Annotated in this window: 23 protein-coding genes and 3 tRNA genes; 14 read left to right on the top strand and 12 right to left on the bottom strand. The window is 39.0% G+C overall.

The features are described 5' to 3' along the window. Positions 1 to 383 precede the first annotated feature (383 nt). Positions 384 to 2,216 (top strand): phosphoenolpyruvate carboxykinase (GTP), encoded by a 1,833-nt coding sequence (locus K6I41_RS04100; protein WP_005307903.1) that lies wholly within the window; start codon positions 384 to 386, stop codon positions 2,214 to 2,216. 41 nt (positions 2,217 to 2,257) lie between these two features. Here K6I41_RS04100 and glpD read toward each other — a convergent pair whose 3' ends face one another. Next, positions 2,258 to 3,775: a glycerol-3-phosphate dehydrogenase gene (gene glpD, locus K6I41_RS04095; protein WP_250375247.1), complete on the bottom strand. Its 1,518-nt coding sequence runs from the start codon at positions 3,773 to 3,775 to the stop codon at positions 2,258 to 2,260. Between the two features lie 153 nt (positions 3,776 to 3,928). Continuing rightward, the gene (gene glpK / locus K6I41_RS04090) at positions 3,929 to 5,437 is read right to left on the bottom strand and encodes a glycerol kinase GlpK (RefSeq protein WP_250375246.1); all 1,509 of its coding nucleotides are present in this window, start codon (positions 5,435 to 5,437) and stop codon (positions 3,929 to 3,931) included. Positions 5,438 to 5,809: 372 nt separating this feature from the next. On the opposite strand from glpK, the gene K6I41_RS04085 reads away from it, so the two are divergent. Together K6I41_RS04085 and K6I41_RS04080 are read left to right on the top strand one after the other, a co-directional pair. Beyond that, positions 5,810 to 7,141, top strand: a complete 1,332-nt coding sequence (locus tag K6I41_RS04085; protein WP_151768202.1) for an MFS transporter — start codon at positions 5,810 to 5,812, stop codon at positions 7,139 to 7,141. A gap of 116 nt (positions 7,142 to 7,257) precedes the next feature. Continuing rightward, positions 7,258 to 7,680, top strand: a complete 423-nt coding sequence (locus K6I41_RS04080) for a hypothetical protein (protein WP_005307920.1) — start codon at positions 7,258 to 7,260, stop codon at positions 7,678 to 7,680. 21 nt (positions 7,681 to 7,701) lie between these two features. Here K6I41_RS04080 and K6I41_RS04075 read toward each other — a convergent pair whose 3' ends face one another. Beyond that, entirely contained in the window at positions 7,702 to 8,370 is a 669-nt protein-coding gene (locus tag K6I41_RS04075; RefSeq protein ID WP_250375245.1) for a class I SAM-dependent methyltransferase, read from the bottom strand. A 240-nt stretch (positions 8,371 to 8,610) separates the two neighbouring features. After that, a complete protein-coding gene (folD, locus tag K6I41_RS04070; RefSeq protein ID WP_013196999.1) occupies positions 8,611 to 9,459 on the bottom strand; it encodes a bifunctional methylenetetrahydrofolate dehydrogenase/methenyltetrahydrofolate cyclohydrolase FolD in 849 nt (282 codons plus the stop codon). A gap of 152 nt (positions 9,460 to 9,611) precedes the next feature. On the opposite strand from folD, the gene K6I41_RS04065 reads away from it, so the two are divergent. Together K6I41_RS04065 and K6I41_RS04060 are read left to right on the top strand one after the other, a co-directional pair. Continuing rightward, positions 9,612 to 9,685, top strand: a tRNA-Cys gene (locus K6I41_RS04065). Between the two features lie 11 nt (positions 9,686 to 9,696). After that, positions 9,697 to 9,782, top strand: a tRNA-Leu gene (locus K6I41_RS04060). 104 nt (positions 9,783 to 9,886) lie between these two features. Here K6I41_RS04060 and K6I41_RS04055 read toward each other — a convergent pair. Beyond that, complete coding sequence (locus tag K6I41_RS04055) at positions 9,887 to 11,650, bottom strand: alkaline phosphatase D family protein (RefSeq protein ID WP_250375244.1); 1,764 nt, start codon at positions 11,648 to 11,650, stop codon at positions 9,887 to 9,889. A 196-nt stretch (positions 11,651 to 11,846) separates the two neighbouring features. On the opposite strand from K6I41_RS04055, the gene K6I41_RS04050 reads away from it, so the two are divergent. Next, positions 11,847 to 11,932: transfer RNA gene (locus K6I41_RS04050), tRNA-Leu, on the top strand. Positions 11,933 to 12,350: 418 nt separating this feature from the next. On the opposite strand, the gene K6I41_RS04045 is transcribed toward K6I41_RS04050, so the two are convergent. From K6I41_RS04045 to rlmE, 4 genes are all read right to left on the bottom strand, one after another. Beyond that, positions 12,351 to 12,665, bottom strand: a complete 315-nt coding sequence (locus K6I41_RS04045) for a DUF5713 family protein (protein ID WP_005307931.1) — start codon at positions 12,663 to 12,665, stop codon at positions 12,351 to 12,353. Positions 12,666 to 12,797: 132 nt separating this feature from the next. Continuing rightward, the gene (gene folP / locus K6I41_RS04040) at positions 12,798 to 13,649 is read right to left on the bottom strand and encodes a dihydropteroate synthase (protein ID WP_250375243.1); all 852 of its coding nucleotides are present in this window, start codon (positions 13,647 to 13,649) and stop codon (positions 12,798 to 12,800) included. 135 nt (positions 13,650 to 13,784) lie between these two features. Continuing rightward, positions 13,785 to 15,680 (bottom strand): ATP-dependent zinc metalloprotease FtsH, encoded by a 1,896-nt coding sequence (gene ftsH / locus K6I41_RS04035; protein WP_034591375.1) that lies wholly within the window; start codon positions 15,678 to 15,680, stop codon positions 13,785 to 13,787. Positions 15,681 to 15,813: 133 nt separating this feature from the next. Then, the gene (gene rlmE, locus K6I41_RS04030) at positions 15,814 to 16,464 is read right to left on the bottom strand and encodes a 23S rRNA (uridine(2552)-2'-O)-methyltransferase RlmE (protein WP_004790464.1); all 651 of its coding nucleotides are present in this window, start codon (positions 16,462 to 16,464) and stop codon (positions 15,814 to 15,816) included. A 199-nt stretch (positions 16,465 to 16,663) separates the two neighbouring features. On the opposite strand from rlmE, the gene yhbY reads away from it, so the two are divergent. Both yhbY and K6I41_RS04020 read left to right on the top strand, forming a co-directional pair. Then, complete coding sequence (gene yhbY, locus K6I41_RS04025; protein WP_004790462.1) at positions 16,664 to 16,987, top strand: ribosome assembly RNA-binding protein YhbY; 324 nt, start codon at positions 16,664 to 16,666, stop codon at positions 16,985 to 16,987. A gap of 16 nt (positions 16,988 to 17,003) precedes the next feature. Beyond that, positions 17,004 to 17,540, top strand: coding sequence for a DOMON-like domain-containing protein (locus K6I41_RS04020; protein ID WP_250375242.1), 537 nt, complete (start codon positions 17,004 to 17,006; stop codon positions 17,538 to 17,540). A gap of 59 nt (positions 17,541 to 17,599) precedes the next feature. Here the strand turns inward: K6I41_RS04020 and K6I41_RS04015 are convergent, their stop codons facing one another. Both K6I41_RS04015 and K6I41_RS04010 read right to left on the bottom strand, forming a co-directional pair. After that, positions 17,600 to 18,187: a hypothetical protein gene (locus K6I41_RS04015; RefSeq protein WP_049837312.1), complete on the bottom strand. Its 588-nt coding sequence runs from the start codon at positions 18,185 to 18,187 to the stop codon at positions 17,600 to 17,602. A 29-nt stretch (positions 18,188 to 18,216) separates the two neighbouring features. Beyond that, entirely contained in the window at positions 18,217 to 18,375 is a 159-nt protein-coding gene (locus tag K6I41_RS04010; RefSeq protein ID WP_081399114.1) for a hypothetical protein, read from the bottom strand. Between the two features lie 123 nt (positions 18,376 to 18,498). Here K6I41_RS04010 and carA point away from each other — a divergent pair, with 123 nt between their 5' ends. The 5 genes from carA (at position 18,499) to K6I41_RS03985 (ending at position 24,716) form a co-directional block, all read left to right on the top strand. After that, the gene (carA, locus tag K6I41_RS04005; RefSeq protein ID WP_005307938.1) at positions 18,499 to 19,638 is read left to right on the top strand and encodes a glutamine-hydrolyzing carbamoyl-phosphate synthase small subunit; all 1,140 of its coding nucleotides are present in this window, start codon (positions 18,499 to 18,501) and stop codon (positions 19,636 to 19,638) included. 14 nt (positions 19,639 to 19,652) lie between these two features. Next, complete coding sequence (gene carB / locus K6I41_RS04000; protein ID WP_004790453.1) at positions 19,653 to 22,883, top strand: carbamoyl-phosphate synthase large subunit; 3,231 nt, start codon at positions 19,653 to 19,655, stop codon at positions 22,881 to 22,883. 88 nt (positions 22,884 to 22,971) lie between these two features. Beyond that, positions 22,972 to 23,448, top strand: coding sequence for a transcription elongation factor GreA (greA, locus tag K6I41_RS03995; RefSeq protein ID WP_005307940.1), 477 nt, complete (start codon positions 22,972 to 22,974; stop codon positions 23,446 to 23,448). 74 nt (positions 23,449 to 23,522) lie between these two features. Next, positions 23,523 to 24,155 (top strand): CatB-related O-acetyltransferase, encoded by a 633-nt coding sequence (locus K6I41_RS03990; protein ID WP_174765457.1) that lies wholly within the window; start codon positions 23,523 to 23,525, stop codon positions 24,153 to 24,155. Between the two features lie 123 nt (positions 24,156 to 24,278). Beyond that, complete coding sequence (locus tag K6I41_RS03985) at positions 24,279 to 24,716, top strand: universal stress protein (RefSeq protein WP_250375241.1); 438 nt, start codon at positions 24,279 to 24,281, stop codon at positions 24,714 to 24,716. Positions 24,717 to 24,786: 70 nt separating this feature from the next. Here K6I41_RS03985 and K6I41_RS03980 read toward each other — a convergent pair whose 3' ends face one another. After that, a complete protein-coding gene (locus K6I41_RS03980; RefSeq protein WP_081309557.1) occupies positions 24,787 to 25,116 on the bottom strand; it encodes an MGMT family protein in 330 nt (109 codons plus the stop codon). Between the two features lie 81 nt (positions 25,117 to 25,197). On the opposite strand from K6I41_RS03980, the gene K6I41_RS03975 reads away from it, so the two are divergent. Further along, positions 25,198 to 25,914, top strand: a complete 717-nt coding sequence (locus K6I41_RS03975; RefSeq protein WP_199944284.1) for a zinc metalloprotease — start codon at positions 25,198 to 25,200, stop codon at positions 25,912 to 25,914. Positions 25,915 to 25,916: the final 2 nt, after the last annotated feature.

The raw sequence follows: 25,916 nt of genomic DNA, 5'->3' as shown, positions 1-25,916 counted from the left end.
TATCTTAAAGAGGATTTACCTTGTATTTTGTATAGAAAATCGCCTAATAAAAGTCTCTTTATGTAAATTTCGAATGATGATCATTTGTTTAATCAATAATAATTCTCAAGAAAAATTTAAACATCAAGTTATTGATTTTAAAAAAAATAAATAATATAAATAACACACATACAACATAAAAATGTAAAGAATAAAATACACCAAAAAACAATAAATATATGATTTAAATTAAAAAAAATAAAAAATCAAAATATCTATTTCTTATTCTTTAGTCTTATTTTTTTTATGATTTTGTGCTTTAATACAGCCACTTTTTTATTTGATCTTTCATTGTACCTCAATGAATGACTTGTACGTTGTACATATTTTGAATAGGCCTCACCATGACCACAGTGAACGCACCAGAATTCGTTCGTCATCCTAAGCTTATCGCATGGGTTGAAGAAATTGCAAACTTAACCAAACCAGCAAAAATCGAATGGTGTGACGGAAGCGAAGAAGAGTATCAACGTCTAATCGACTTGATGATCGCTAACGGCACCATGCAGAAATTAAACCAAGAAAAACATCCTGGTTCTTATCTTGCAAATTCTGACCCATCTGATGTTGCGCGTGTTGAAGATCGTACTTACATTTGCTCTCAAAAGAAAGAAGATGCTGGTGCGACAAACAACTGGGAAGAACCAGCTGTTATGCGTGAAAAGTTAAATGGTTTGTTCGAAGGATCAATGGAAGGTCGTACAATGTACGTTGTGCCTTTCTCTATGGGTCCACTTGGAAGCCATATTGCTCATATCGGTATCGAGTTAACTGACTCTCCTTACGTTGCTGTTAGCATGCGCAAAATGGCACGTATGGGTAAAGCAGTTTATGACGTACTAGGTACAGACGGCGAATTTATTCCTTGTATTCATACCGTAGGTGCTCCACTTGCTGAAGGGCAAAAAGACGTTGCATGGCCTTGTAACCCTGAAAAATACATCGTTCATTACCCAGAAACTCGTGAAATCTGGTCTTACGGTTCTGGTTATGGCGGTAACGCGTTACTTGGTAAAAAATGTTTAGCACTTCGTATCGCTTCTGTTATGGGTCGCGAACAAGGTTGGTTAGCTGAACACATGCTTATTCTTGGTGTGACTAACCCACAAGGTGAAAAACACTATATCGCTGCAGCCTTCCCATCTGCATGTGGTAAAACAAACTTCGCAATGTTAATTCCACCAGCAGGCTATGAAGGCTGGAAAATTGAGACTGTAGGTGACGATATTGCTTGGATCAAACCAGGTGAAGACGGTCGTCTATACGCAATCAATCCAGAAGCTGGTTTCTTTGGTGTTGCTCCTGGTACAAATACCAAGACTAACCCTAACTGTATGGCAACTCTTCACAAAGATGTTATCTATACAAACGTTGCGGTAACTAATGACGGTCAAGTATGGTGGGAAGGTCTTTCTAAAGAAATTCCAACTAACTTAACTAACTGGAAAGGTCAACCTCACGTAAATGGTGAAAAAGCTGCTCATCCAAATGCGCGCTTCACTGTTGCTGCTGGTCAATGCCCTTCTATCGATGCTGACTGGGAAAATCCAGCAGGTGTTCCGATTTCTGCATTTATCTTCGGTGGTCGCCGTGCAGATACGGTTCCTTTAGTTTCTGAAGCTTTTGATTGGGTTGATGGCGTTTATAAAGCTGCAACTATGGGTTCTGAAACTACTGCTGCTGCTGTTGGTCAACAAGGTATCGTTCGTCGTGACCCATTCGCGATGCTTCCATTTGCTGGCTACAACATGGCTGACTACTTCGATCACTGGTTAAGCCTTGGTCAAGAAGTAAGCACAAAAGCTGAAGCTGCTGGTAATAAATTACCAAAAATCTTCAATGTAAACTGGTTCCGTCGTGATGCTGAGGGCAATTTCGTATGGCCTGGTTTCGGTCAAAACATGCGTGTTCTTGAGTGGATCATTGACCGTTGTGAAGGTCGTGCAAACGCTGTTGAAACACCAATTGGTCTTGTTCCAACTTACGATGACTTGAACTGGGAAGGTACTGAATTCTCTAAAGAAGAATTTGACCTTATCACAGCTCAAGATAAAGATCAGTGGGTTACTGAAATTGAAAGCCACACTGAGTTATTCAATAAACTTGGTGAGCGCTTACCAAAAGCATTAAAAGAACGTCAAGCAGCTTTACTTGAAGCTGTAAAAACTGGCTTCTAATTGCTAAATATAAAAAAGGTCGCCTTGTGCGGCCTTTTTTATTATGCGGCATCATCTTTTTGTCGACGTCCAGTCAAATAGCTTTCCAAATTTTTTACTTGTTTTTCATCAAATGCCAAACCTAACTTAGTTCTACGCCACAATATATCTTCTGCCGTATTTGCCCATTCATTTTCACATAAATACTGAACTTCAGATTCAAATAAACCGTGACCAAAATCTTGCCCTAACTGCTCAAGAGCTTTTCGCTCATGCAAAATATCCCAAACCCTAGAGCCATAGGCATTTGCCCAGCGAGTAGCAAGCTGCTCGGTTATCCCTTCAACTTGGTTTTGAATCTTTATAACTAAATCTTCAAGTGTGGTCCAATTCTCCGCCCCAGGTAATACTTCATTTGCAGTCCACTCCTCTCCCATATCTGTAAAAAACGGGCCAAGTTGCTCCAGAGCCGATTCAGCTAATTTCCGATAAGTTGTAATCTTTCCACCAAATACCGACAGCAAGGGAGCTGTTTTATCTTCAACTTGCAATGCCAAAGTATAGTCACGTGTAACTGCAGACGGATTATCTGACTCATCATCACATAAAGCTCGAACTCCAGAAAACTGACTGACGATATCTGTACGGGTGAGCTGCTTTTTAAAATGTGAATTTGTGACTGTCAAAAGGTAATCTATTTCCACATCGGTAATCTCTACCTTTTGTGGATCATCTAAATATTCCTGATCTGTCGTACCTATTAATGTGTATTTTTCTAAATAAGGAATGGCAAACACTATGCGTCGGTCTTCATTTTGCATAATAAATGCTTTATGACAATCATAGAGTTTAGGCACAACAATATGACTACCTTGTATCAGCCGAATTTGATATGGCGATTTTAATTGTAGGTTTTCACTAATAATTTCTTCGGCCCAAGGACCTGCTGCATTCACTAAGGCTTTTGCTCGTATTTGATAAGACTTAGCCCCGCTTTGTAGTTCCAAATGCCACAGTTCTTGTTGTCTATAAGCCTTAACACATCTTGTCCGCGTTACAACTTTGGCACCCTTCTCTTTAGCTTGTAGCGCATTCAACACAACAAGACGTGCATCATCTACAGTACAGTCCGAATATTCAAAGCCACGCGTTATAGCGGGTTTTAGGGGACTATCTTCTTTGAAATAAATAAGATTTGACCCTAATAATTTTTCTCGTTTTCCTAAATGATCATAAAAAAATAGGCCTGCCCGAATTAACCACGCAGGACGCAAATGTGGCCGATGAGGCATAATAAAACGCATTGGTTTAATAATATGCGGAGCTTTAGCCAACAAGACTTCACGCTCTGCTAAAGCTTCTCTAACCAACCGAAATTCTTTATGTTCTAAATAGCGTAAACCGCCGTGAATTAATTTACTGCTCGCAGATGAGGTGTGACTAGCTAAATCATCTTTTTCACATAAAAATACCGATAAGCCACGGCCTGCTGCATCATTAGCAATACCGACGCCATTAATACCGCCACCAATCACGGCAATGTCATATATTTTTGAATAATCATTAGGCTGTACTGTCATTTCTCATTTTCTTTTTATTGTTGATCTTATAAAAATTAAAACATCAAATTGATGAAACAACAATCAAAAAAGTAGAATAATCAATTTTAAATAACCAAGTATTTACCGTTAATTGATTATCCTACTATTGAATTTAACCAGTTAAAGAACAGATCAATCCTCAGCCCAACTTTGACTACGCTTAACTGCCTTCAGCCAACCTTTATAAATGACTTCAGATTGCTCAGAAGACATTTTGGGTTCAAATACTTTTTCTATCGCAGACTTATTTCTTAACTCATGAAGATCTTGCCAGAAACCCGTTGCCAATCCTGCAAGAAAAGCTGCACCTAAAGCAGTAGTTTCTTTCATTATTGGGCGTTCTACTGGGGTTGATAAAATATCAGCTTGAAATTGCATCAAGAAATTATTTTCTGTTACTCCACCATCGACTCTAAGTGTACGAAGCTCTTCTTCTGCATCTTGCTGCATCGCATCAAGTACGTCTCTTGTCTGGTAAGCAATTGACTCTAAAGTTGCACGAATAATATGTTCTATACTTGCTCCACGAGTGAGACCAAAGATTGCCCCACGCGCTGTCGGGTCCCAATAGGGAGCACCTAAACCTGTAAAGGCAGGTACAACATATACACCATTGCTGTCTTTTACACGTGTTGCATAAAGCTCAGAGTCTTTAGCGTTCTTAATTACCTTTAACTCATCACGAAGCCACTGTACGCAAGAGCCACCATTAAACACGGCACCCTCTAAGGCATAGTTCACTTCACCATTTGCACCACATGCAATCGTCGTCAGTAAACCATGCTCTGAACGAACAATCTTTTTACCTGTGTTCATGAGTAGAAAGCAGCCTGTGCCATAGGTATTTTTTGCTTGTCCAGGTTCTACACACATTTGCCCGAAAAGTGCAGCTTGTTGATCCCCTGCTATACCGGCAATTGGAATCCCCACTTCTTGCCCGCTAATGGTATGTGTGTATCCATACACCTCAGATGAACTACGCACCTCTGGTAGCATTGCTCTAGGAATATCTAAAGCTTGTAAAAGTTTTTCATCCCATTCGAGCTTTTCAATATCAAAAAGCATGGTTCGCGAAGCATTGGTAAAATCAGTGACATGGGCTGCGCCATTGGTTAATTTCCAGATTAACCATGTGTCCACCGTACCGAACAATAACTCCCCTTGCTCAGCACGTTCACGGCTTCCTTCTACATGATCCAAAATCCATTTTATTTTGGTAGCAGAAAAATAAGGATCAATAACTAAACCTGTTGTTTTACGAATATATTCTTGCCAACCCGCTTTTTGTAATTGATTACATATTTCAGTTGTCTGTCGGCTTTGCCAAACAATTGCATTGTAAATCGGCTTGCCTGTTTTCTTATCCCATACAATTGTGGTTTCCCGTTGGTTTGTAATCCCAATTGCTGCAACTTGTTCACTCTTGATGCCAGCTTGAGCTAGAGCTTCTACCCAAACAGCACTTTGTGTGGCCCAAATTTCCATAGGATCATGCTCAACCCAACCTGGCTGCGGATAAATCTGAGTAAATTCTTTTTGAGCAATACTTACAACGTTAGCATCATGATCTAAAACAATTGCTCTTGAGCTTGTTGTTCCCTGATCAAAAGCAACAATATATTTTTTCGGGCAATTTGACATCTGAATGTCCCTTTCATTATCCACACACATCTAGTCCACAATGCCAAGACATCATGCCTAAATGTATTTATTTAAAATTTTCTTTGGAATATATCATTATTTTTAAGTGATATAGGTTTTCTTGGCGTAAACATTACGCATTCTTTATCACTTTTTACTACTTGGAAAAAATAGTATGTCAAAGATTGGAGAAAGATTATAAAAATGAGCTGATTGACTAATTTGAAATCACATGAATATTCAACTTATTCCTTTGCTTAAATAATAAACATTGTTTTACAGACATAAAAAAAATAAAGTGAAATACTCCTCTGGATAATATGTAAAAACGGAATAAAACTTCTCTTTTTTAGCATTCAACCCAAGCGAAACATGGAGCGACTCATGGTTGATCAACCTTCTACCGCAACAACTCCGCATTCTAATTTAGATACAAAAACCCGGCTAAAATCAATTTTGGGCGGTTCCGCGGGTAACCTTGTCGAATGGTACGACTGGTACGTATATGCCGCATTTACGCTCTATTTTGCTCATGCATTTTTCCCAAAAGGAAGTCAAACAGCTCAACTTCTTCAAGCGGCTGCAATTTTTGCTGTAGGTTTTTTAATGCGCCCAATTGGTGCATGGATTATGGGAATCTATTCAGACCGCAAAGGACGTAAAGCAGGTCTTACACTTTCCGTTACTTTGATGTGTATAGGCTCACTTCTTATTGCTGTGACACCAAGTTATGAAAGTATTGGTGTATTTGCTCCTCTTTTATTAGTTGTCGCTCGTTTAATTCAAGGCTTAAGCGTAGGCGGTGAATATGGTGCTAGTGCCACTTATTTAAGTGAAATGGCCGAAAAAAATCGACGTGGTTTTTTCTCGAGCTTTCAATATGTCACCTTAATTGCAGGACAACTGACAGCTCTATGTGTTCTTTTAATATTACAAATGGTGTTAACCGAACAACAGTTACATGATTGGGGATGGCGTATTCCATTCTTTATTGGCGCTTTACTTGCCATCGTTGTGTTCCGTATTCGTCGTGGTTTATTAGAAACACAATCTTTTAAAAATGCCCAAGCTGAAAAAGACCAACCACAATCGGGCATGTTTGCTTTATTCAAACACTACCCTAAAGAAGCTTTTACAGTATTATTTTTAACAGCTGGTGGAACTTTAGCTTTTTACACTTATACCACTTACCTACAAAAATATTTAGTAAATACGTCCGGATTTACAAAACCCGAGGCCACTCAAATTACCACGTTAGCGCTATTTATTTTCATGTGCTTACAACCTGTAGCGGGTGCTTTGTCAGACCGAATCGGTCGAAAACCTCTTATGATTTTCTTCGGAATAACGGGTGTTTTATTCACATATATTTTATTTGATGCACTCGCAAACACGCATAACTACTGGACAGCTTTCTGGTTATGTTTTGGAGGTCTAGTGATGGTGACTGGCTACACTTCAATTAATGCTGTGGTTAAAGCAGAGCTATTTCCTGCGCATATTCGAGCTTTAGGGGTAGCTTTACCCTACGCAATTGCCAATACATTATTTGGCGGTACAGCAGAGTTCTTTGCTTTAAGTTTTAAAGAAGCTGGACATGAATCTTGGTACTTCATTTATGTGAGTATTATGATCTTCATTTCACTTATTATTTATATTTTTATGAAAGATACTAAGCATCATTCAAAAATTAAAGAACATTAATATTTTAACAAAAGAGCTAATATCGCAAGCCGATGTTAGCTTAAATCGTGTGATTAAGCCCCAACAATCGCTGTGTTTTATGAGATACTAGAGATAAGAATATAAGGATGATACTGATGAATAGAAGTATTTTATGTTTGGCATTAAGCAGTATGTTTGTTTTAACCGCTTGTCAGACCACCCCTCGACAATACAATGGTTCAACTGGCTATCAGATTGAAAACCAAACAAAAACTTCGGCAACTTTAGCTTATACATTGGCTAGCCGCACTAATCAGCAGTTAGATGAACGTAAATTGCAACGTGCTTGTCAAAATGTATTAGGCGCTCAAAAAGTTTATAAATTATCAGTTCTAAGCATTAATGAGATTTCAAACCCAGCTCAACAAGAACATTATGGCGTTCAATTGGGTGAAACTCGTGCCTCATTTGGTTTATCGAATACGCCAAGCTTAAACAATGGTGAAGATTATGCGACCCGCCAAGCACTTGAAGCACGTCCAAGTACATTAAAAGTAGTTCGTTATACTTGCTCATAATATAAATAAGACGCTGTTCTTTTACAGCGTCTTATAAAAACTTACATTTCTAAATTCTTTAGCTTCATCAAGATCTGGCCATGTCGATGCACTTCTTTCATCAATTTTTTGATATTTTGGATGACTAAAGTTTTTAACACGGCTATCTGCGACCCAAACCTCTGGCGAAAATTTCAAGAATTCATCTAAAAAGAAACGGTTGCACTGGTCATACAACACATCAGCAGCCAATAAAACATCAACTTGCTCTGCTTTATATAAATCGTCCAAATATTCCAGCTCAACATCATTCAACAAAGCATTTTCACGGCAGGCAGCAAGACTAACTTGATCAATATCACAACAAATTACTCTTTTAGCACCAGCCATTTTAGCTGCAATTGCGACTACGCCCGAACCTGCACCAAAATCTAGAACAACTTTATCTTTAACATGATGTGGCTCTGCAAGTAACCACTGCGCCATTGCTAAACCAGATGCCCAGCAAAAAATCCAATATGGCGTGTCATTCCAGATACGGCGAATAACTTCATCATCTAAGCGATCAGTTGGGAAAACGGGTGGAATCAACCACAAGGAAACAGGCGTTTCTGGTAACTGTTGTACCATCAACTCACAATGAGGAATAACTTCATGCAAGGCTTGAAGTAAATGTTCAGGGGCTTTGGTAAGTTGGAAAGTGCAGCTCATAAATAAGCTCAACAATTTATAATTACTATTTGATTAACCACATTGCGAGCAAGACTAAAACAGCGGCTTATAACATGATAGCGTTTAGTTACTAAAAAATACGTTAGTTCAATTCCAATGTATTAATTACAGCAACCGTTTTGGTCTTGCGTAGCTTCGCTACTCATCCCGAAAGAAAAGTAACATACGAGCTCCTAACATTTGCGTTAAACGGTAGGATGCCGTTGTAAATAAATTAAATTAACCTAAAGCTTTTTCAGCAGCTTCTACAGTTTGACGAATCAAAGTTGTAATTGTCATTGGACCAACACCACCTGGTACTGGCGTATAAGCAGAAGCAATTTCTTCAATACCTTGTAGCTGGATGTCGCCTACACCACCACCATCGCGTGGATGGAAACCAGCATCAACAACTACTGCACCTTGTTTAATCCAGTCTTTTTGGATGAGTTCAGCTTTACCTACAGCACCAACAATAATGTCAGCTTGTTTCACAAGCTCAGGTAAGTTTTGTGTACGTGAATGGCAAATTGTTACTGTTGCATTCGCTTGCAATAGCATCATTGCCATTGGTTTACCTAAAATTGCTGAACGACCAACCACAATCGCATGTTTACCAGCAATTTCAATGTTGTTTTCTTTTAAAATGGTCATAATGCCCGCAGGAGTTGCTGAACCATATGCAGCTTCGCCCATTGCCATACGACCAAAACCAAGACAAGTTACACCATCAACATCTTTAGCTAAAGAGATTGCATCAAAACATGCGCGCTCATCAATTTGTGCAGGAACTGGATGTTGTAGAAGAATACCGTGAACATCTGGATTAGCATTTAGCTTTTCGATTTCAGCTAATAATTGTTCTGTTGTAGTTTCTTGTGATAACTCAATTTTTAAAGAATCCATGCCTACTCGACGGCAAGCATTTCCTTTCATGCGTACATAAGTTGCAGATGCGCCATCATCCCCAACCAAAATAGTCGCTAAAATTGGGGTACGACCTGTTTTAGCTTTTAAAGCTTCAACACGTACTGACAAATTTTCTTCAATTTGCTTTGCTAATGCACGACCGTCTAAAACCAATGCCACAGCACATCTCCAAGGTAGACATGAATTTAATGTGCCAATAATACATGATTATTTGGACAAATTTATTCTAGATGTTGCTTTTATGTTCATCTTATCTCAAAACAGTATTGTTTTTTTTCTAAAGGTTGCTAATATGTGCATCACCAAATGTAGGCGGGGTGGCAGAGTGGTCATGCAGCGGACTGCAACTCCGTGGACGCCGGTTCGATTCCGACCTCCGCCTCCAAATTTGGTAAAGCCCGGGTGGTGAAATAGGTAGACACAGGGGATTTAAAATCCCCCGCCCACAAAGCGTGCCGGTTCGAGTCCGGCCCCGGGCACCATTTTCTAGTTCAGAGAATGGTGTAATAAAGAATCCAGCGTAAGCTGGTTTTTTTATGTCTAAAAAAAAAGGATGCTTATTAGCACCCCTCTCCACTCGATCTATTTAAGCAGTTTTTTGCTTATCTTTTTCAGGTGTTAAGTTCGCATCCAACACTAATTGATAGTGTCGACTTGAATCTACTTTATATTCTGCATTTTTAATTGAATCCACAAAAATCCAATCCGATTGCACTTGCGTATCATCGAGTGTAACCACCAGATAGCCCCGCTGATTTAAATTGCAATACGTCAATTCATCGATAAGTGTAGTAAAGGCAAATTCAAACTTTTGCAACTGAGCCAAAGGAATACTTAAATACTTTTCAAGACCCGGCGAAGAAACCGAGCTTGTCGCCAGTTCAACACCGACATACTTCCCTTTTTGGCTATACAAGTAAGATGTCCATGCATTATGAGTATCGCCGGCCAAAACAATAATTTTCTTATTAAACTCTGCCAATTTATCATACACAAACTCTCGCTCAGCATAGTACCCATCCCAAGCATCGAGATTATATGGAACTAAAGTTGTGAGTCGCGCTCTTTCTTGAATAGTTAAAGTTGGATCACCCTGCTCTAATCGCAATTTCAATGTGACTAATTCTGTAATTTGCGCATTCATTTTAGCTAACGCATCTGGCGAAGTTTCACCTGAAGTAATTTGTCCCAGAGAGACCAACAACTCAGCAGGAATCCACATTTTACTCATTAAGACCTGCTGACCAATCACATTCCATGTTGATGTCGATTGCTTTAATTTATCAACCAACCAATCTCTTTGTGTATGCCCCATTAAAGTACGCTTTGAGTCTGTTAAATCAGCCTGAAATTTTTGCGCATTCAAACCAACAGCTGTCATATAGTCCTTATATTCAAGCTGTTTATCTCGCGCAATAATGCGTGTATCTAGCATTGTTAGCTGTACAAGTGACCCAAAATTAAACTGACGATAAATATTTAGATGATCTGTGTTAGAAACAGGACGAATTGGCATCCATTCGAAATAAGCCTGTAAAGCAGCTAACTTACGATCAGAAAAAGATCCTTCATTATCTTGATGGTTTTCCGCACCATCACGCCAAGTATCATTTGCTAACTCATGGTCATCCCAAATTACAATGAAAGGATGACGTTGATGAGCTGCCTGCAAGTCTTTATCCTGACGATATAGCGCATAACGTTTACGATAATCATCTAATTTAATAATTTCTTTATTATTATCAGATGGCAAAGTGCGGCCCATTTTTTCGGCATCTTCTGTCGCGTATCCATCAAAGCCATATTCATAAATGTAATCTCCCAAATGAATGACTACATCCACATTCTGTTTTGCTATTTCACGATAAACGTAGAAGTAACCCGCAGGATAATTAGAACAAGAACATACTGCAAAGCTGACCTTATTAGTACTTACAGGCAAAGTTTTAGTTTGACCAACAGGTGAAGTTTTATTACCAAAATGAAAACGGTAATAATAAATGGTATCCGCCTGTAGACCTGTTGCATCTACTTTCACGGTGAAATCATCTGTCTTAGTCGCTTGAACCACGCCAGTCTTCAAGTTCACCTTAAACTGGTCATCGGTAGCAATTTCCCAAGTCACCTTAAGGCGCGCACTAAGATCTACCGGTGTTAAACGCGTCCATAAAATTACTTTATCCTGCAAAGGGTCGCCACTCGCAACTCCATGTAAAAAATCTGCTTGTGCCTCCGAACTTTCTTCATCGGAACCATCATTACAACCCGTAAAAGCTACCGGCAAAGATAGCGCCCCAAAACCAAATAGACTTTTTTGAATTAATTCTCGGCGTGAAATTTTCTCTGACATAAAATTACCTAAGTTTTAAGCAATGAGTGTCTTAAAGTTAAGTAGATAAGATGAACAACTGATCTCAGTTTAATGAACAAATCATGACATAAATTGGTTAATTTATATAAATACTAACAAGAACTGATTGAAAATAAAGCAAACTATCTGATTTTCTCTTGCCAATCGCGTACTTGTCCTCTATTATTGCGCACATGCCCGGGTGGTGAAATAGGTAGACACAGGGGATTTAAAATCCCCCGCCCACAAAGCGTGCCGGTTCGAGTCCGGCCCCGGGCACCATTTTCAAATATTGAATTTGGTGCTACAAAGAATCCAGCGTAAGCTGGTTTTTTTATGCCTAATTAAAATGAATTGTATGATAAGAATATTATTACTTTTATTTAGCATCCTTCTCTTAACAAAGGTTCATGCTACAGATCTTTTTTCTAGCACTGTTTATTTCAGAGATAACCATTAGTATTTTTCAGGTTACTCTATCATCAAAGATGATTATTTAATTAACGTACCTAAACAGATAATAAATAAATTCAAGATATTAGAACGAAAAATAGAAACGTATTAGATCACTTTATTAGTAGATGCCAACTCTCAAGAGAATGGTGTTTTAGTTTTAAAAACTAAAGAACTAGATGAAATTCATTTAAAAGCATCTTGTCATTTATTAGATGCATTTGAAGGTATTGTGAATCGAGAGTAATCACCACTCTCGATTCATCACCAGCTCTTCCATTTCAAGGTCTAAATATCCTGCATCCTGTGCCACCATCATCATTGCTTCAGCAATATAGTCAGCAGCACTATCATCTAAGGAAGAATCTAGATCTTCGAACTGAGGTTTCATTTCATTAATTTCAATTACAGTTTGATGAGCATATCGATAAATATCCTGATCAGCTAAAGCAGGCTTCTGAACTTTTTTGGCAAATTGTTCAATTAACTGCTTGAGTTCAGCAACTAAAATATCTGGATAATACTCGTCATCAAACATTGGGAGAAGTAAGTCTTCGAACATACAAAAGTTTACACAGCAGCAGAAACCTGCCGCTTATAACATATTTTCAAAACAATAACGACAATTTTCCCTGACTCAATCATCTAACCCATGAAATTAATCAATCATGACCTGATTATAAAAGTCTATTTTTTAAGCTTGTTTCATCGCTTTCCAAACAAGAATTGCATCATGCATGGCTTTTACATCATGTGCACGAACAATTGACGCTCCTTGCTGAATACTAAGTAAATGCCCCGTAACGCTTCCTACCGCACGCTGATCTGCAGCTACGCCGTGTAAAGCTTCACCAATAAAACGTTTACGAGAAAGGCCAGATAAAATTGGATAACCCATTTCACTAAGTTTCCAAAATTCATTTAACAGTCTTAAATTTTGCTGCGCATTTTTTGCAAAACCAAACCCAGGATCAATAATAATATTCTGTTTTTTTACACCCGCAGTTAAAGCCTCTTCCAGACGCTGCTGAAGCTCTTGCATCACATCCAATGTCACATTCGCATATTGATCTAGCTGATTCATTGTAGTTGGCTCACCACGCATATGCATGATCACCACAGGGATATCCAACTCTACTGCCGTTTTTAAAGCATTTGGTCGAGTAAGCGCACGTACATCATTCCAAATATGAGCACCCGCTTCTTTTGCTGCACGGATAACATCTGGCTGACTCGTATCAATTGATAGAATCACATCATGTTTAGCTAAAGTTTCAACTACAGGCACAACTCTTCTAATTTCTTCTACTACACTTACCTCAGATGCCCCTGGACGGGTAGATTCCCCACCAATATCAATAATGGTAGCACCCTGTTCTATCATGATTAGCGCATGAGCAATAGCTTGATCTACTTGATTATGTTTTCCACCATCACTAAAAGAATCTGGCGTGACATTTAAAATACCCATAACATGAGGCTGTGATAAATCTAACTGAAGCTGCCCACATTGTAGAATTTGCTGAGGTAAAGGCATTAACTGCATGACAAGCTCCAATTTAATATTCGGCAATATTTTAACAAGACTCTGATCAATATACTGCTGATTTCTTTTCGGCTTTGTCTGAAATACATGCATAAAAAAAGAGCCACATGACTGTGGCTCTTTTGCTTAACTCATTTAGTTCATTGCTGGTAATGGTGGTGGTGTAGATGGACCATCTTTTGGTGGTTCAAATGCAGCCACTGGATTTTCAGCAACATACACCTTAGGTGGTTGCGGTTCACGGCCTTCCATAATGTCACGAATTTGATCACGATCAATGGTTTCCCATTCCATCAAAGCTTTTACCATTGCATGGGCAATATCTTTATTACCTTCTAAGATATTACGTGCAACTTTATATTGCTCATCAAGAATACGACGCACTTCTTCATCAACTAACTGTTGAGTTGCTTCAGAAATCGTACGGCTTCCTACATTTCCAAAGAAACCATTTTGGTTTTCATCTTCGTAAACCATGACGCCCATTTTATCAGACATACCGTACTTAGTAACCATTGCACGCGCCATTTTAGTAGCTCGCTCAAAATCGTTTGAAGCACCAGTAGATTGCTGTTGGATAAACACTTCCTCAGCAATACGACCACCAAACAAAATCGCAATTTCATTTAGCATCTTGTCTTTATAATGGCTAATCTGGTCTTGTTCAGGTAACTGCCAAGTTACACCCAAAGCCCAACCACGTGGCATGATCGTTACTTTATGAACAGGATCTGTACCAGGCAAAATCTCTGCAACAATTGCATGACCAGCTTCATGATAAGCAGTTGCACGACGCTCTTCTTCACGTAGAACCATCGACTTACGCTCTGGACCCATGTAGATTTTGTCTTTTGCATCTTCAAAGTCATGCATGTCGACCGTATTCTTATTACGGCGTGCAGCAAATAATGCAGCTTCGTTAACAAGGTTAGCCAACTGTGCACCAGAGAAACCTGGCGTACCACGTGCTAACACTTTCATGTCCACACCTGTAACTGAAGGTAATTTTTTCAAATGTACATTCAGAATTTGCTCACGACCACGAATATCCGGTAAACCAACCATTACTTGACGGTCAAAACGACCTGGACGTAATAATGCTTTATCAAGCACATCAACACGGTTAGTTGCAGCAATAACGATTACACCTTCATTACCTTCAAAACCATCCATTTCCACAAGCATCTGGTTTAAGGTTTGTTCACGCTCATCATGACCACCACCTGTACCCGAACCACGGTGACGACCAACTGCATCAATCTCATCGATAAAGATGATACATGGCGCGTGACGCTTCGCTTGCTCAAACATATCACGGACACGGGACGCACCCACACCCACGAACATTTCTACAAAGTCAGAACCTGAAATGCTGAAGAAAGGAACCTTCGCTTCACCAGCAATTGCTTTAGCTAATAATGTTTTACCAGTACCCGGAGGACCAACCATAAGTACGCCACGAGGAATAGTCGCGCCCAAACGTTTGAATTTTGCAGGGTCTTTTAAGAAATCAACAATTTCAACAACTTCTTGTTTTGCTTCATCACAGCCGGCGACGTCAGAAAAATTGACTTTGATCTGGTCTTCAGAAAGCATTTTTGCCTTCGATTTACCAAAACTCATCGGTCCATTCTTTCCGCCTGCACCACCACCCATGTTACGCATAAAGAACATGAATAACAAAATGATTAACAGTACAGGGAAACTAGCAATGAGAAGTTGCATCAAAATGCCTTGACGTTGTGGAGCTGTTCCCTCAACAACAACATTTTGTTTATTTAAGCTTGGCATAAGCTCAGTGTCTTCAACTTGCGGACGAACAGTTTCAAACTGTGATCCGTTAGTTTTTTCACCATTAATATTTAAACCGTCAATTGTGACTTGCTTAATTTGGCCACTATTCACCGCTGCAACGAAATCTGAATATTTCATCGCAGTAGGCTTGTTGCGGTCACTGATATTACTGAAAATTAAAATCAGAACACCAAGTATTATTAGCCACAATACGGCATTCTTGAAGTAATCGCTCAAAGCTTTATTCCCATATCGATCTAATTTGATCATGCCCAATCTTGGCCGATCGTCATAAAAGCAGCAACTGTATTGCTTGCGGATAACCTAAAAGTACAAAATGCACAATTTTTAGGAGCTTGGCAAGTAAACTTTATTGCAATGCTTTCTTACGCCCTTGTCCAACCAAAAAAACTTCTTTAGATCGTGCACGAGAAGCTGCTGGTTTTACTGTTTTTAACACATCAAAACTATCAACTACTTGTTTACGAAACTCATCAAATCCTGCACCTTGGAACACTTTAACCACAAGTTGTCCATTAGGACCAAGAACCTTTTGAGCAAAATCTAAAGCCAGTTCACATAAGTAAATCTGTCTAGGTTGATCAACAGCCCTATTACCAGATGTATTGGGGGCCATATCAGAAATTACAATGTCTACTTGTCGCCCATTTAAAATATTTAACAATTTTTCAAATACATCTTCTTCTCTAAAGTCGCCTTGTAAGAAAGTGACATCAGGCAAAGCATCCATAGGCAAAATATCGGAAGCAATCACTAAACCTTTGCTACCAACAAGTTTCCCAGCGATTTGAGACCAACTACCAGGAGCCGCGCCTAAATCTACTACCGTCATGCCTGGCTTGATCAGCTTATATTTTTCTTGAATTTCAAGAAGTTTATAGGCCGCTCGAGCACGATACCCTTCCTTTTGAGCTTTTTTAACAAAAGGATCGTCTAGATGTTCTCTCATCCACGCACGACTACTTTTCGACAATTTCTGGTTTGTAATGCGTGTTGCCATAACTCACTAAATATCAAAAAAACTTCTGATCGTTCATTGTACGTGAAAATTACTCTCATTACAGTACGGATGTAGCGTAATCTCACTAAGTTTTACAGTTTTTTTCCAATAATGTTGATCGATTATTTATACAGTTTTTCGTACATCTGGATTTAAGTTTTTTGCTATACTAAGCCGTTTTTAAAATCAGGTATTTTTAATGGCCGCTTTATCTATCCATGAACGTAAACGTTTACGTCAAATTGGTCATGTGCTTAATCCGGTTGTCATGATTGGTGGACAAGGCTTAACAGACGCGGTAATCGAAGAAACGCTTCGTGCTTTAAACGACCATGAACTTATTAAAGTTAAGATTGCTGGTGAAGACCGTGAAGCGCGTACTGCAACAATTGAAGCAATTGTAGAAGCAACAGGTGCAGAAGCTGTGCAAAAAATTGGTAAAATTGTTTTGCTTTACAAAAAAGCAGCTAAACAAAACCAGCATTTGTCTAATCTTGTTCGTCACGCTCACTTAGCAAACTAATTTAATTTGACAAACTATGGCAAGTTACGAACTTTCAGCTTTTGATCGTTTTCATGCTGTTTCCGTTGTTGGCGCAATTGAACAGCAAGCACCTTATACTTTAAATATTGGTTTTTGGATCCGTGATCCAAATCAACTTATTATCTGGCCTCAAGAAATCGCGGCTCATCCTCGTCAAGATTTTTTGTGGGAAGAAACTTGTTTCGAAATTTTTGTTGGCGTGCATGATGAAGATTATTATCGGGAGATTAATCTTTCCCCTTCTCAAGCATGGCAGTCATATCAGTTTGAAGAATATCGCTATCCAGAAAGTATACCTCCCCTTGCTGCTTACGATATTGAACTGAATCATCTCAAGCGTACTCACTATGGCTTAAATGTTAGTCTCGATTTAGGGCAATTTATGCAACAGCATCGCTTGAAATGGGCAAACCTTTATTTAGGTTTAACTACAGTTTTAAAAACCAAAGAAGGTATGCAGTACTATGCAATGCAGCATAGTGGAAAAAGTGCAGATTTCCATAATAAACGTGACTGGTTACATCAGTTCTAAAAATAAAAAAGCGAGAAATTAATTCTCGCTTTTTTATAGCTGGATCAAAGCAGAGATTATTAATTGTCTCGTGCTTTATTCCAAGCTTCGACTGCATTATTTTTAGTACGTTTAATACTTTCACTTAGAGAATCTTTGTGTTTCAAAGAAATCTGGCTAATATCACCTTTAAGCTCTTTGCTCACTTTCGTTAAATCTTCAATAAGCGCATTAATTTCTGCTTTCAAAGCATTTTTAAGATCAGATAAGCCTTCTTGCGAAGTACTAAACTGAGCCTTAATCACATCAAGACGTTGTAAAATATCTTGTTTAATTTGGACAAATTGATTTTGAATATTTTTATTTAACTCGTGAGTTTCAGCTTCAATTTTCTCTTGAGCCTCACTTAAAACTTCTTGGACTTGTTCTTGAGTTTCAGCAATCGCCTCTTTTACCTGAGCTTTTGCTTCAGTAGCAACTTCTTTAACTTGCTCAGTTTTTTCAGCAACAGTTTCTTTTACCTGTGCAGTTTTAGCGGTTACTGTTTTTTTAGCCTTAGTTGTAGTTGCAGCTATCGTTTCTTTCACTTCATTGACCTCAGCTTTGACTGATTCAACTACTGCTTGAGTTTTTTCACTCACCTCTTTTGAAACTTCATTATTGCTCATACTATTTCCTCATATTGTTTATTTTTTAACTAGCAATACAATAAATCCAGTTCAAAGAATTCACCTTGCAAATTGTTAGACAATTTATCAAAAGTATCTGATTCAGATGAGTGGATAATTTTTTTATAAAAAGCAAGCAATGAATTATATTTTTTAGCAGAAAAGAAATAGACTTTGAGGGGTTCCATGCGTATAATGCGCTGTTAAGTTACAAGCGGGCAGACCGATAGGGAGGGCATGTTTTATCCAAACATTGCCGATCTTTTTTGGGTCTACTCGCTTTTTTACAGCCGAAATTCAGGAGCTTTGGTTTGAGCATCCCCGCCATTTTAGCCCTCGCAGATGGAACGATCTTTAAAGGAACGTCAATCGGCGCAACGGGAAGTACGACTGGAGAAGTCGTTTTTAACACAGCCATGACTGGCTATCAAGAAATTTTGACTGACCCAAGTTATGCACAACAAATTGTGACATTAACTTACCCTCATATTGGTAACACTGGTTGTAACGCGGAAGACGTTGAATCTGGTCGTATCCATAAAGTATGGGCGAATGGTTTAATTATTCGTGACCTTCCTCTACTACACAGTAACTTCCGTGCTGAGCAGTCTCTTAGTGAATATCTGCAAGAACACAATGTTGTTGCAATCGCAGATATTGATACGCGTAAATTAACACGTATTTTACGTCAGACTGGTGCACAAAACGGATGCATCCTTGCTGGTGAAAATATTACTGAAGAAGAAGCAATTGCAAAAGCTCGTGCTTTTGGTGGCTTAAATGGCTTAGACCTTGCAAAAGAATGTTGTGATCCAACTGGTTTTGAATGGTCTGAAGGTTCATGGACTCTAGGTCAGGGCTTCTCTCAACCTGAATTAAAATATCATGTAGTTGCATACGATTACGGTGTCAAAACCAACATCTTACGTATGCTTGCAGACCGCGGTTGCAAATTAACCGTTGTACCTGCAGAAACTCCGGCTGAAAAAGTATTGGCACTTAATCCGGATGGCGTATTCCTTTCAAATGGTCCTGGCGATCCAGCTGCTTGTGATTACGCAATCGAAGCTGTAAAAACTATTGTTGAAACCACAACATTACCTGTATTTGGTATTTGCTTAGGCCACCAAATCTTGGCACTCGCTTCTGGTGCAAAAACTGTAAAAATGAACCATGGTCACCACGGTGCTAACCACCCTGTACAAAATCTTGAAGATGGTACAGTGATGATTACTTCACAGAACCATGGTTTCGCTGTAGATGCAGAAACTTTACCGGCTAACTTAAAAGCAACGCATAAATCATTGTTCGATGGCACCTTACAAGGTATCCACCGCACAGACAAACCAGCTTTCAGCTTCCAAGGTCACCCTGAAGCAAGCCCTGGTCCACATGATTGTGCACCTTTGTTCGATCACTTCATCGAACTTATCGAAGCATCTAAACAGTAATTACGGAGCGAATAATGCCTAAACGTACGGATATTAAAAGCATCTTAATTATTGGTGCTGGCCCGATTGTGATTGGACAGGCATGTGAGTTTGACTACTCAGGTGCTCAAGCATGTAAAGCTCTTCGTGAAGAAGGCTACCGTGTTATTTTGGTTAACTCTAACCCAGCGACCATCATGACAGATCCTTCAATGGCTGATGCAACTTATATTGAGCCAATTACTTGGCAAACAGTTGCACAGATTATTGAAAAAGAACGTCCAGATGCAGTATTACCAACTATGGGTGGTCAAACTGCATTGAACTGTGCCCTCGCACTTGATGAGCATGGCGTTCTTGAAAAATATAATGTTGAATTAATTGGCGCAAGCAAAGAAGCGATTGAGAAAGCCGAAGATCGTAAACTCTTCGATATCGCTATGCGTAAAATTGGATTGGAATGTCCAAAAGCTGCCATTGCTGAAACAATGGAAGAAGCTTTAGCAATCCAATCACGCTTTGGTTTCCCAGTAATTATTCGTCCATCATTTACAATGGGTGGTTCGGGCGGTGGTATTGCATATAACCGCGAAGAATTCCTTGAAATTTGTGAACGTGGTTTTGACCTCTCTCCTACTCACCAGTTATTGATTGATGAATCTTTAATTGGCTGGAAAGAATACGAAATGGAAGTTGTTCGTGATAAAAACGACAACTGTATTATCGTATGCGCGATCGAAAACTTTGACCCAATGGGCGTTCACACGGGTGACTCAATTACCGTTGCTCCTGCTCAGACATTAACAGACAAAGAATATCAATTGATGCGTAATGCTTCGGTTGCAGTTCTTCGTGAAATTGGTGTTGAAACAGGTGGTTCTAACGTTCAGTTCGGTATTAACCCGAAAGATGGACGTATGGTTGTCATTGAAATGAACCCACGTGTATCTCGTTCATCTGCTCTTGCCTCTAAAGCAACAGGTTTCCCAATCGCAAAAATCGCAGCAAAACTTGCTGTTGGTTATACCCTTGATGAATTGAAAAATGACATCACTGGTGGCGTGACTCCTGCAAGCTTCGAACCATCGATTGACTATGTTGTAACGAAGATTCCTCGTTTTAACTTTGAGAAATTCCCGCAAGCAGAACCAGTTCTTACCACTCAGATGAAATCTGTGGGTGAAGTCATGGCAATTGGCCGTAACTTCCAAGAATCTGTACAAAAAGCATTACGTGGTCTTGAAGTTGGTGTAAGCGGTTTCGATGAAAAAATCGAAGCTGGCGCAACAAATGCAAAAGAAACCATTTTAAAAGAGCTTAAAGTTCCAGGCCCTGAGCGTATCTGGTATGTAGCAGATGCTTTCCGTCATGGTTTCTCTTTAGATGAAGTGTTTGAAGCAACCAAAATTGATCGTTGGTTCCTCATTCAAATTCAAGACATCGTTAAAACTGAAGCTGAAGTAAAAGCTTTAGGTTTTGGTGACTTAAACGCTGACAATATCCGTGCATTCAAACGCAAAGGTTTATCTGACCTTCGTATTGCGCACCTCATGGGTATTTCACAAAAGCAATTCCGTAAACAACGTTGGAACTTAGGTGTTTATCCAGTTTACAAACGTGTTGATACATGTGCTGCCGAGTTTGAATCTGGTACTGCATACATGTATTCAACTTACGATGAAGAATGTGAAGCAAATCCATCAAATCGTGACAAGATCATGGTGATTGGTGGCGGTCCAAACCGTATTGGTCAAGGTATCGAATTTGACTACTGCTGTGTACACGCTGCGTTAGCGATGCGTGAAGATGGTTATGAAACAATCATGGTTAACTGTAACCCTGAAACTGTTTCTACTGACTACGACACATCAGATCGTTTGTACTTCGAACCTGTAACACTTGAAGATGTACTTGAAATTGTACGTACTGAGAAGCCAAAAGGCGTGATCGTACAGTACGGTGGTCAAACGCCTCTTAAATTGGCACGTGCTTTAGAAGAAGCTGGTACACCAATTATTGGTACATCACCAGATGCAATTGACCGTGCAGAAGACCGTGAACGTTTCCAACAAATGATCCAACGTTTACAGCTTCGTCAACCAAACAACAGCATTGTAAAATCTGCTGAAGAAGGTATCTCTGAAGCTGCGAAAGTAGGTTATCCGTTAGTTGTTCGTCCATCTTATGTATTAGGTGGTCGTGCAATGGAAATCGTATACAACGAAGAAGAACTTAAACGTTACCTTCGTGAAGCAGTTCAGGCATCTAACGAAGCTCCTGTTCTTCTTGACCGTTTCCTAGATGATGCAACTGAAGTTGATGTTGACTGTGTATCTGACGGTAAAGACGTTGTGATCGGCGGCATCATGCAGCACATCGAACAAGCAGGTATTCACTCTGGTGACTCTGCATGTTCAATTCCTCCTTATTCTTTATCTAAAGAAATTCAGGATGAAATGCGTCGTCAAACTGTTGCTATGGCAAAAGAGCTTGGTGTGGTTGGTTTGATGAACGTTCAGTTCGCAGTTAAAGGCGATGATGTTTACGTTCTTGAAGTTAACCCACGTGCTTCACGTACAGTTCCTTTCGTATCGAAATGTATTGGTGATTCTTTAGCAAAAGTAGCTGCACGTTGTATGGCTGGTCAATCTCTTGAATCTCAAGGGTTTACTAAAGAAATCATTCCAACACACTTTGCTGTCAAAGAAGCTGTTTTCCCATTCGCTAAATTCCAAGGCGTAGACCCAATGCTTGGACCTGAGATGAAGTCTACAGGTGAAGTAATGGGCGTTGGTAAAACATTTGGTGAAGCATTCTATAAAGCTGTTTTAGGCTCAAATGATCGCTTACCAGGTTTACCAACTGAAGGCGAAGTAAAACATGCTTTCTTATCTGTACGTGAATCTGACAAGAAATATATTGCAGATATCGCTAAGAAATTAGCTGCATATGGCTTCAAGCTTATTGCAACAGGTGGTACATACCAAGTGCTTAAAGAAGCAGGTTTAGAATGTGAATCTGTGAATAAAGTGACTGAAGGTCGTCCACATATTGTTGACCGCTTGAAAAATGGTGAAATACACCTTATTGTCAATACCACTGAAGGTAAACAAGCTCAATATGACTCTGCAATGATTCGTCGTGCTGCCCTACAAGGCAAAGTGTATTACACAACGACTATCAATGGTGCAGAAGCTGTTTGCCAAGCTTTTGATGTGAAATTGCCAATGGATGTATACCGCTTGCAAGATTTAACTGTAGGTTAATTTGTTACCGATAAGTCCCGTCACCTTATCGGTGGCGGGATTTTTTCATTTTTTTTAACTGTGTTTTCTCAAATTAAGAGGGACCAAAATGCAACGCTATCCAATGACCCCTGAAGGTAAAATTGCCTTAGAGAAAGAATTACAACATTTAAAATCTGTTGAACGTCCACGTATTATTCAAGCTATTGCAGAAGCACGTGAACATGGCGACTTAAAGGAAAATGCTGAATATCATGCTGCACGTGAACAGCAAGGTTTCTGTGAAGGCCGTATTCAGGATATCGAAGGTAAATTAGGCGCTGCTCAAGAAATTGATGTTAAAACACTTGAGCAAAATGGCCGTGTTGTTTTTGGTGTAACAGTAACAATTGAAAATCTTGATACTGAAGAACGTAAAACTTATAAAATTGTTGGCGATGACGAAGCAGATTTTAAAATTAATAAAATCTCGGTGAACTCACCAATCGCACGTGGTCTTTTGAGTAAGAGTGAAGGCGATGAAGTAAAAATCGTGACTCCTCAAGGCGAAGTCGAATATGAGATTGTAAGTGTAGAATATCTCTAAGATAATGCACAACTAGCCCCTCTTTATGAGGGGTTTTTATTCAATACCATTGATATATTTTTGGGAAATCACACATGGATAACTCTTTAATTAACACTCCAGTTCGTCATTGGTGTGAGTTTGAATTTATCCATAAAACTGTTAAAAACCCCAATATCCATATCAGTGGTCATTATTCTTATTATTCAGCCTATTGGGATCAAGGTTTTGAACGTTGTGTCGTGCGTTATTTACATGATAAAGCCTCGACACCAGACAAACCAATTGACCAACTTTATATTGGTAATTTTGTTTGCTTTGGTGCTGAATGCGTCATTATGATGGGTGGCAACCAACTTCATAGACCAGACTGGATTTCGACTTTCCCTTTTGATACCCGTAGTTTTTTAGCAGCTGGTGATACTGTAATTGGCGATGGATGCTGGATTGGTAGTCGTGCAATGATTATGCAAGGGGTCACACTTGGTGAAGGTGCAGTGGTTGCAACTGGGGCTGTGGTCACTAAAGATGTTCCCCCCTATGCAATTGTAGGTGGTGTGCCTGCGAAAATTATTAAATATCGTTTTCCTCAAGAACAAATCGATAAACTGCTTGCTTTAAGACTTTATGATTTGGATGAGAAGCAAATTTTAAAAATACGCGAATATTTACAAACTGAAGATATAGATGCTTTATCTACACATATGGAAAATTTGCGGAATCTATAAAAATATATCTACAAAAATTTGTTGTTATAAACTCACAAATGATTACGTGCTTGAATTTAAATCGTCAAAAAATAAGTATAAAGTATTGAATAAATAAGCATCATTACAATAAGGAAAACACTCATGTTATATCAACATATTCTTGTACCAATTGACGGTTCTGAAACTTCTTTAATTGCCATGAAAGAGGCAATCAAACTGGGAAAAGCGTTAAATAGCAAAATTACGGTTGTGCAAGTTATGGCTCTTGATCCGTTTATTGCTGACGCCTATGTAAAAACTGGTCAAACGAATGATTTGATTGAACGGACAAGAACCTATTTACTCGATATTTTAGAACATGCAAAACAAGAATTTGCCAATGAAGGCATTACTGTCGAAACCAAACTACTTGAAGGTTTTGTTGTACATGAAGAGATTATTCAGGCAGCTCAAGACTTAAATGTAGATCTGATTGTTATGGGTTCTCATGGCCGTACAGGGGTCCGAAAACTTGTACTGGGTAGTGTTGCACAAAAAGTCTTAGGCGAAAGTCATATTCCTGTTTTAATTGTTCGATAATTTCAATATTGCCTATTTTGTTAATTCTAATAATTTAGGCAATGATTTAAAAAAAGCCTTTTCAGGATCTTTAAGGCTGCCAAGCAAATTGCTTTAAGTTTACTTTACCGTTTAACAAATAGACTCCTTCAGCTTCTAGCTTTAACTGCTGAACATTTTCACCTTTGTCATTAAATTTACTTAGGCTAATTTTGCCTTGAGAATTAATAACCCGATACCAAGGGACTTGATGATCCGCTTCAAGATGTTTCAAAACATAGCCCACTAATCGCGCATGTTTAGGTAACCCTGCCATACGAGCCACTTGCCCATAAGTTGCGACTTTTCCGTAAGGAATCAAAGCAATGACTTCTAAAATCTGCCGATGTAGTTCATACTGAGTTGTCAAAATGGACTCCATAAAAATTGACATAATTCATATCATATAAAAATTTTTGACTAAAACTAAATGCAATCCAAGGTGGGCTTGAGGGAAATCTGCATGAAAAAAACATTATTGGTGATTACTGGGACTTTACTGTGCGTTTCTTGTACTACTCGCCCCCCTATTCCTTTAGGAGAAGTACCTAAAGTCTCTACAGATGGCCGCCCTATCGTTCCTGTCACATTCGTTTTTACCACTAATTCTCCAGAAGCTACAAAATTTGATAATCATCATCAGATGCGTAAAGAAATCAAAATATTAAACAAATATTATGTAGACGATAAAAATAATAAGATTTTTAAATTCAAATTACACCGTTATATCCCTTACGAAGAATTTTCAAAATTACATTGCGATTTAAAGCAGCAAATCAATCAACCCTACCCGATCTCTACTGAAACTATTCCTGCCAGTGTAAACACCTGTTTTCCTAAAAGAACTGTCAGCAAGGAAGTCATCATTTTTATTTATGATGCCTATTCAACTAAGTGGAAATTTGAAGATGTAACAAGTAGAGCATTTCGCAATAATGGTAAACCTTTTGTTTTATTAGACTGGAACCGACTCAATTATAATATTCAGGCTGGTAGCGTACATGAAATGGGACATGTGTTCGGACTAAAACATGTCTGCGCGCCGAATGCTACAAAACGTACACCGACCAACATCATGGCGAGTGCCGAATGTAAACGTGGCAGCGGTGGACTTAGAAATTTAGGTTTTACACCGGTCCAACTTCAAACAATTTTAGAAAATTACCAACGTTATCCATAAAG

It is taken from the genome of Acinetobacter sp. AS23 (assembly GCF_023612055.1).
GTDB lineage: Bacteria > Pseudomonadota > Gammaproteobacteria > Pseudomonadales > Moraxellaceae > Acinetobacter > Acinetobacter oleivorans.
Note: the sequence above shows the minus strand (reverse complement) of the source record. Positions and strands in the feature narration are given on the sequence as shown.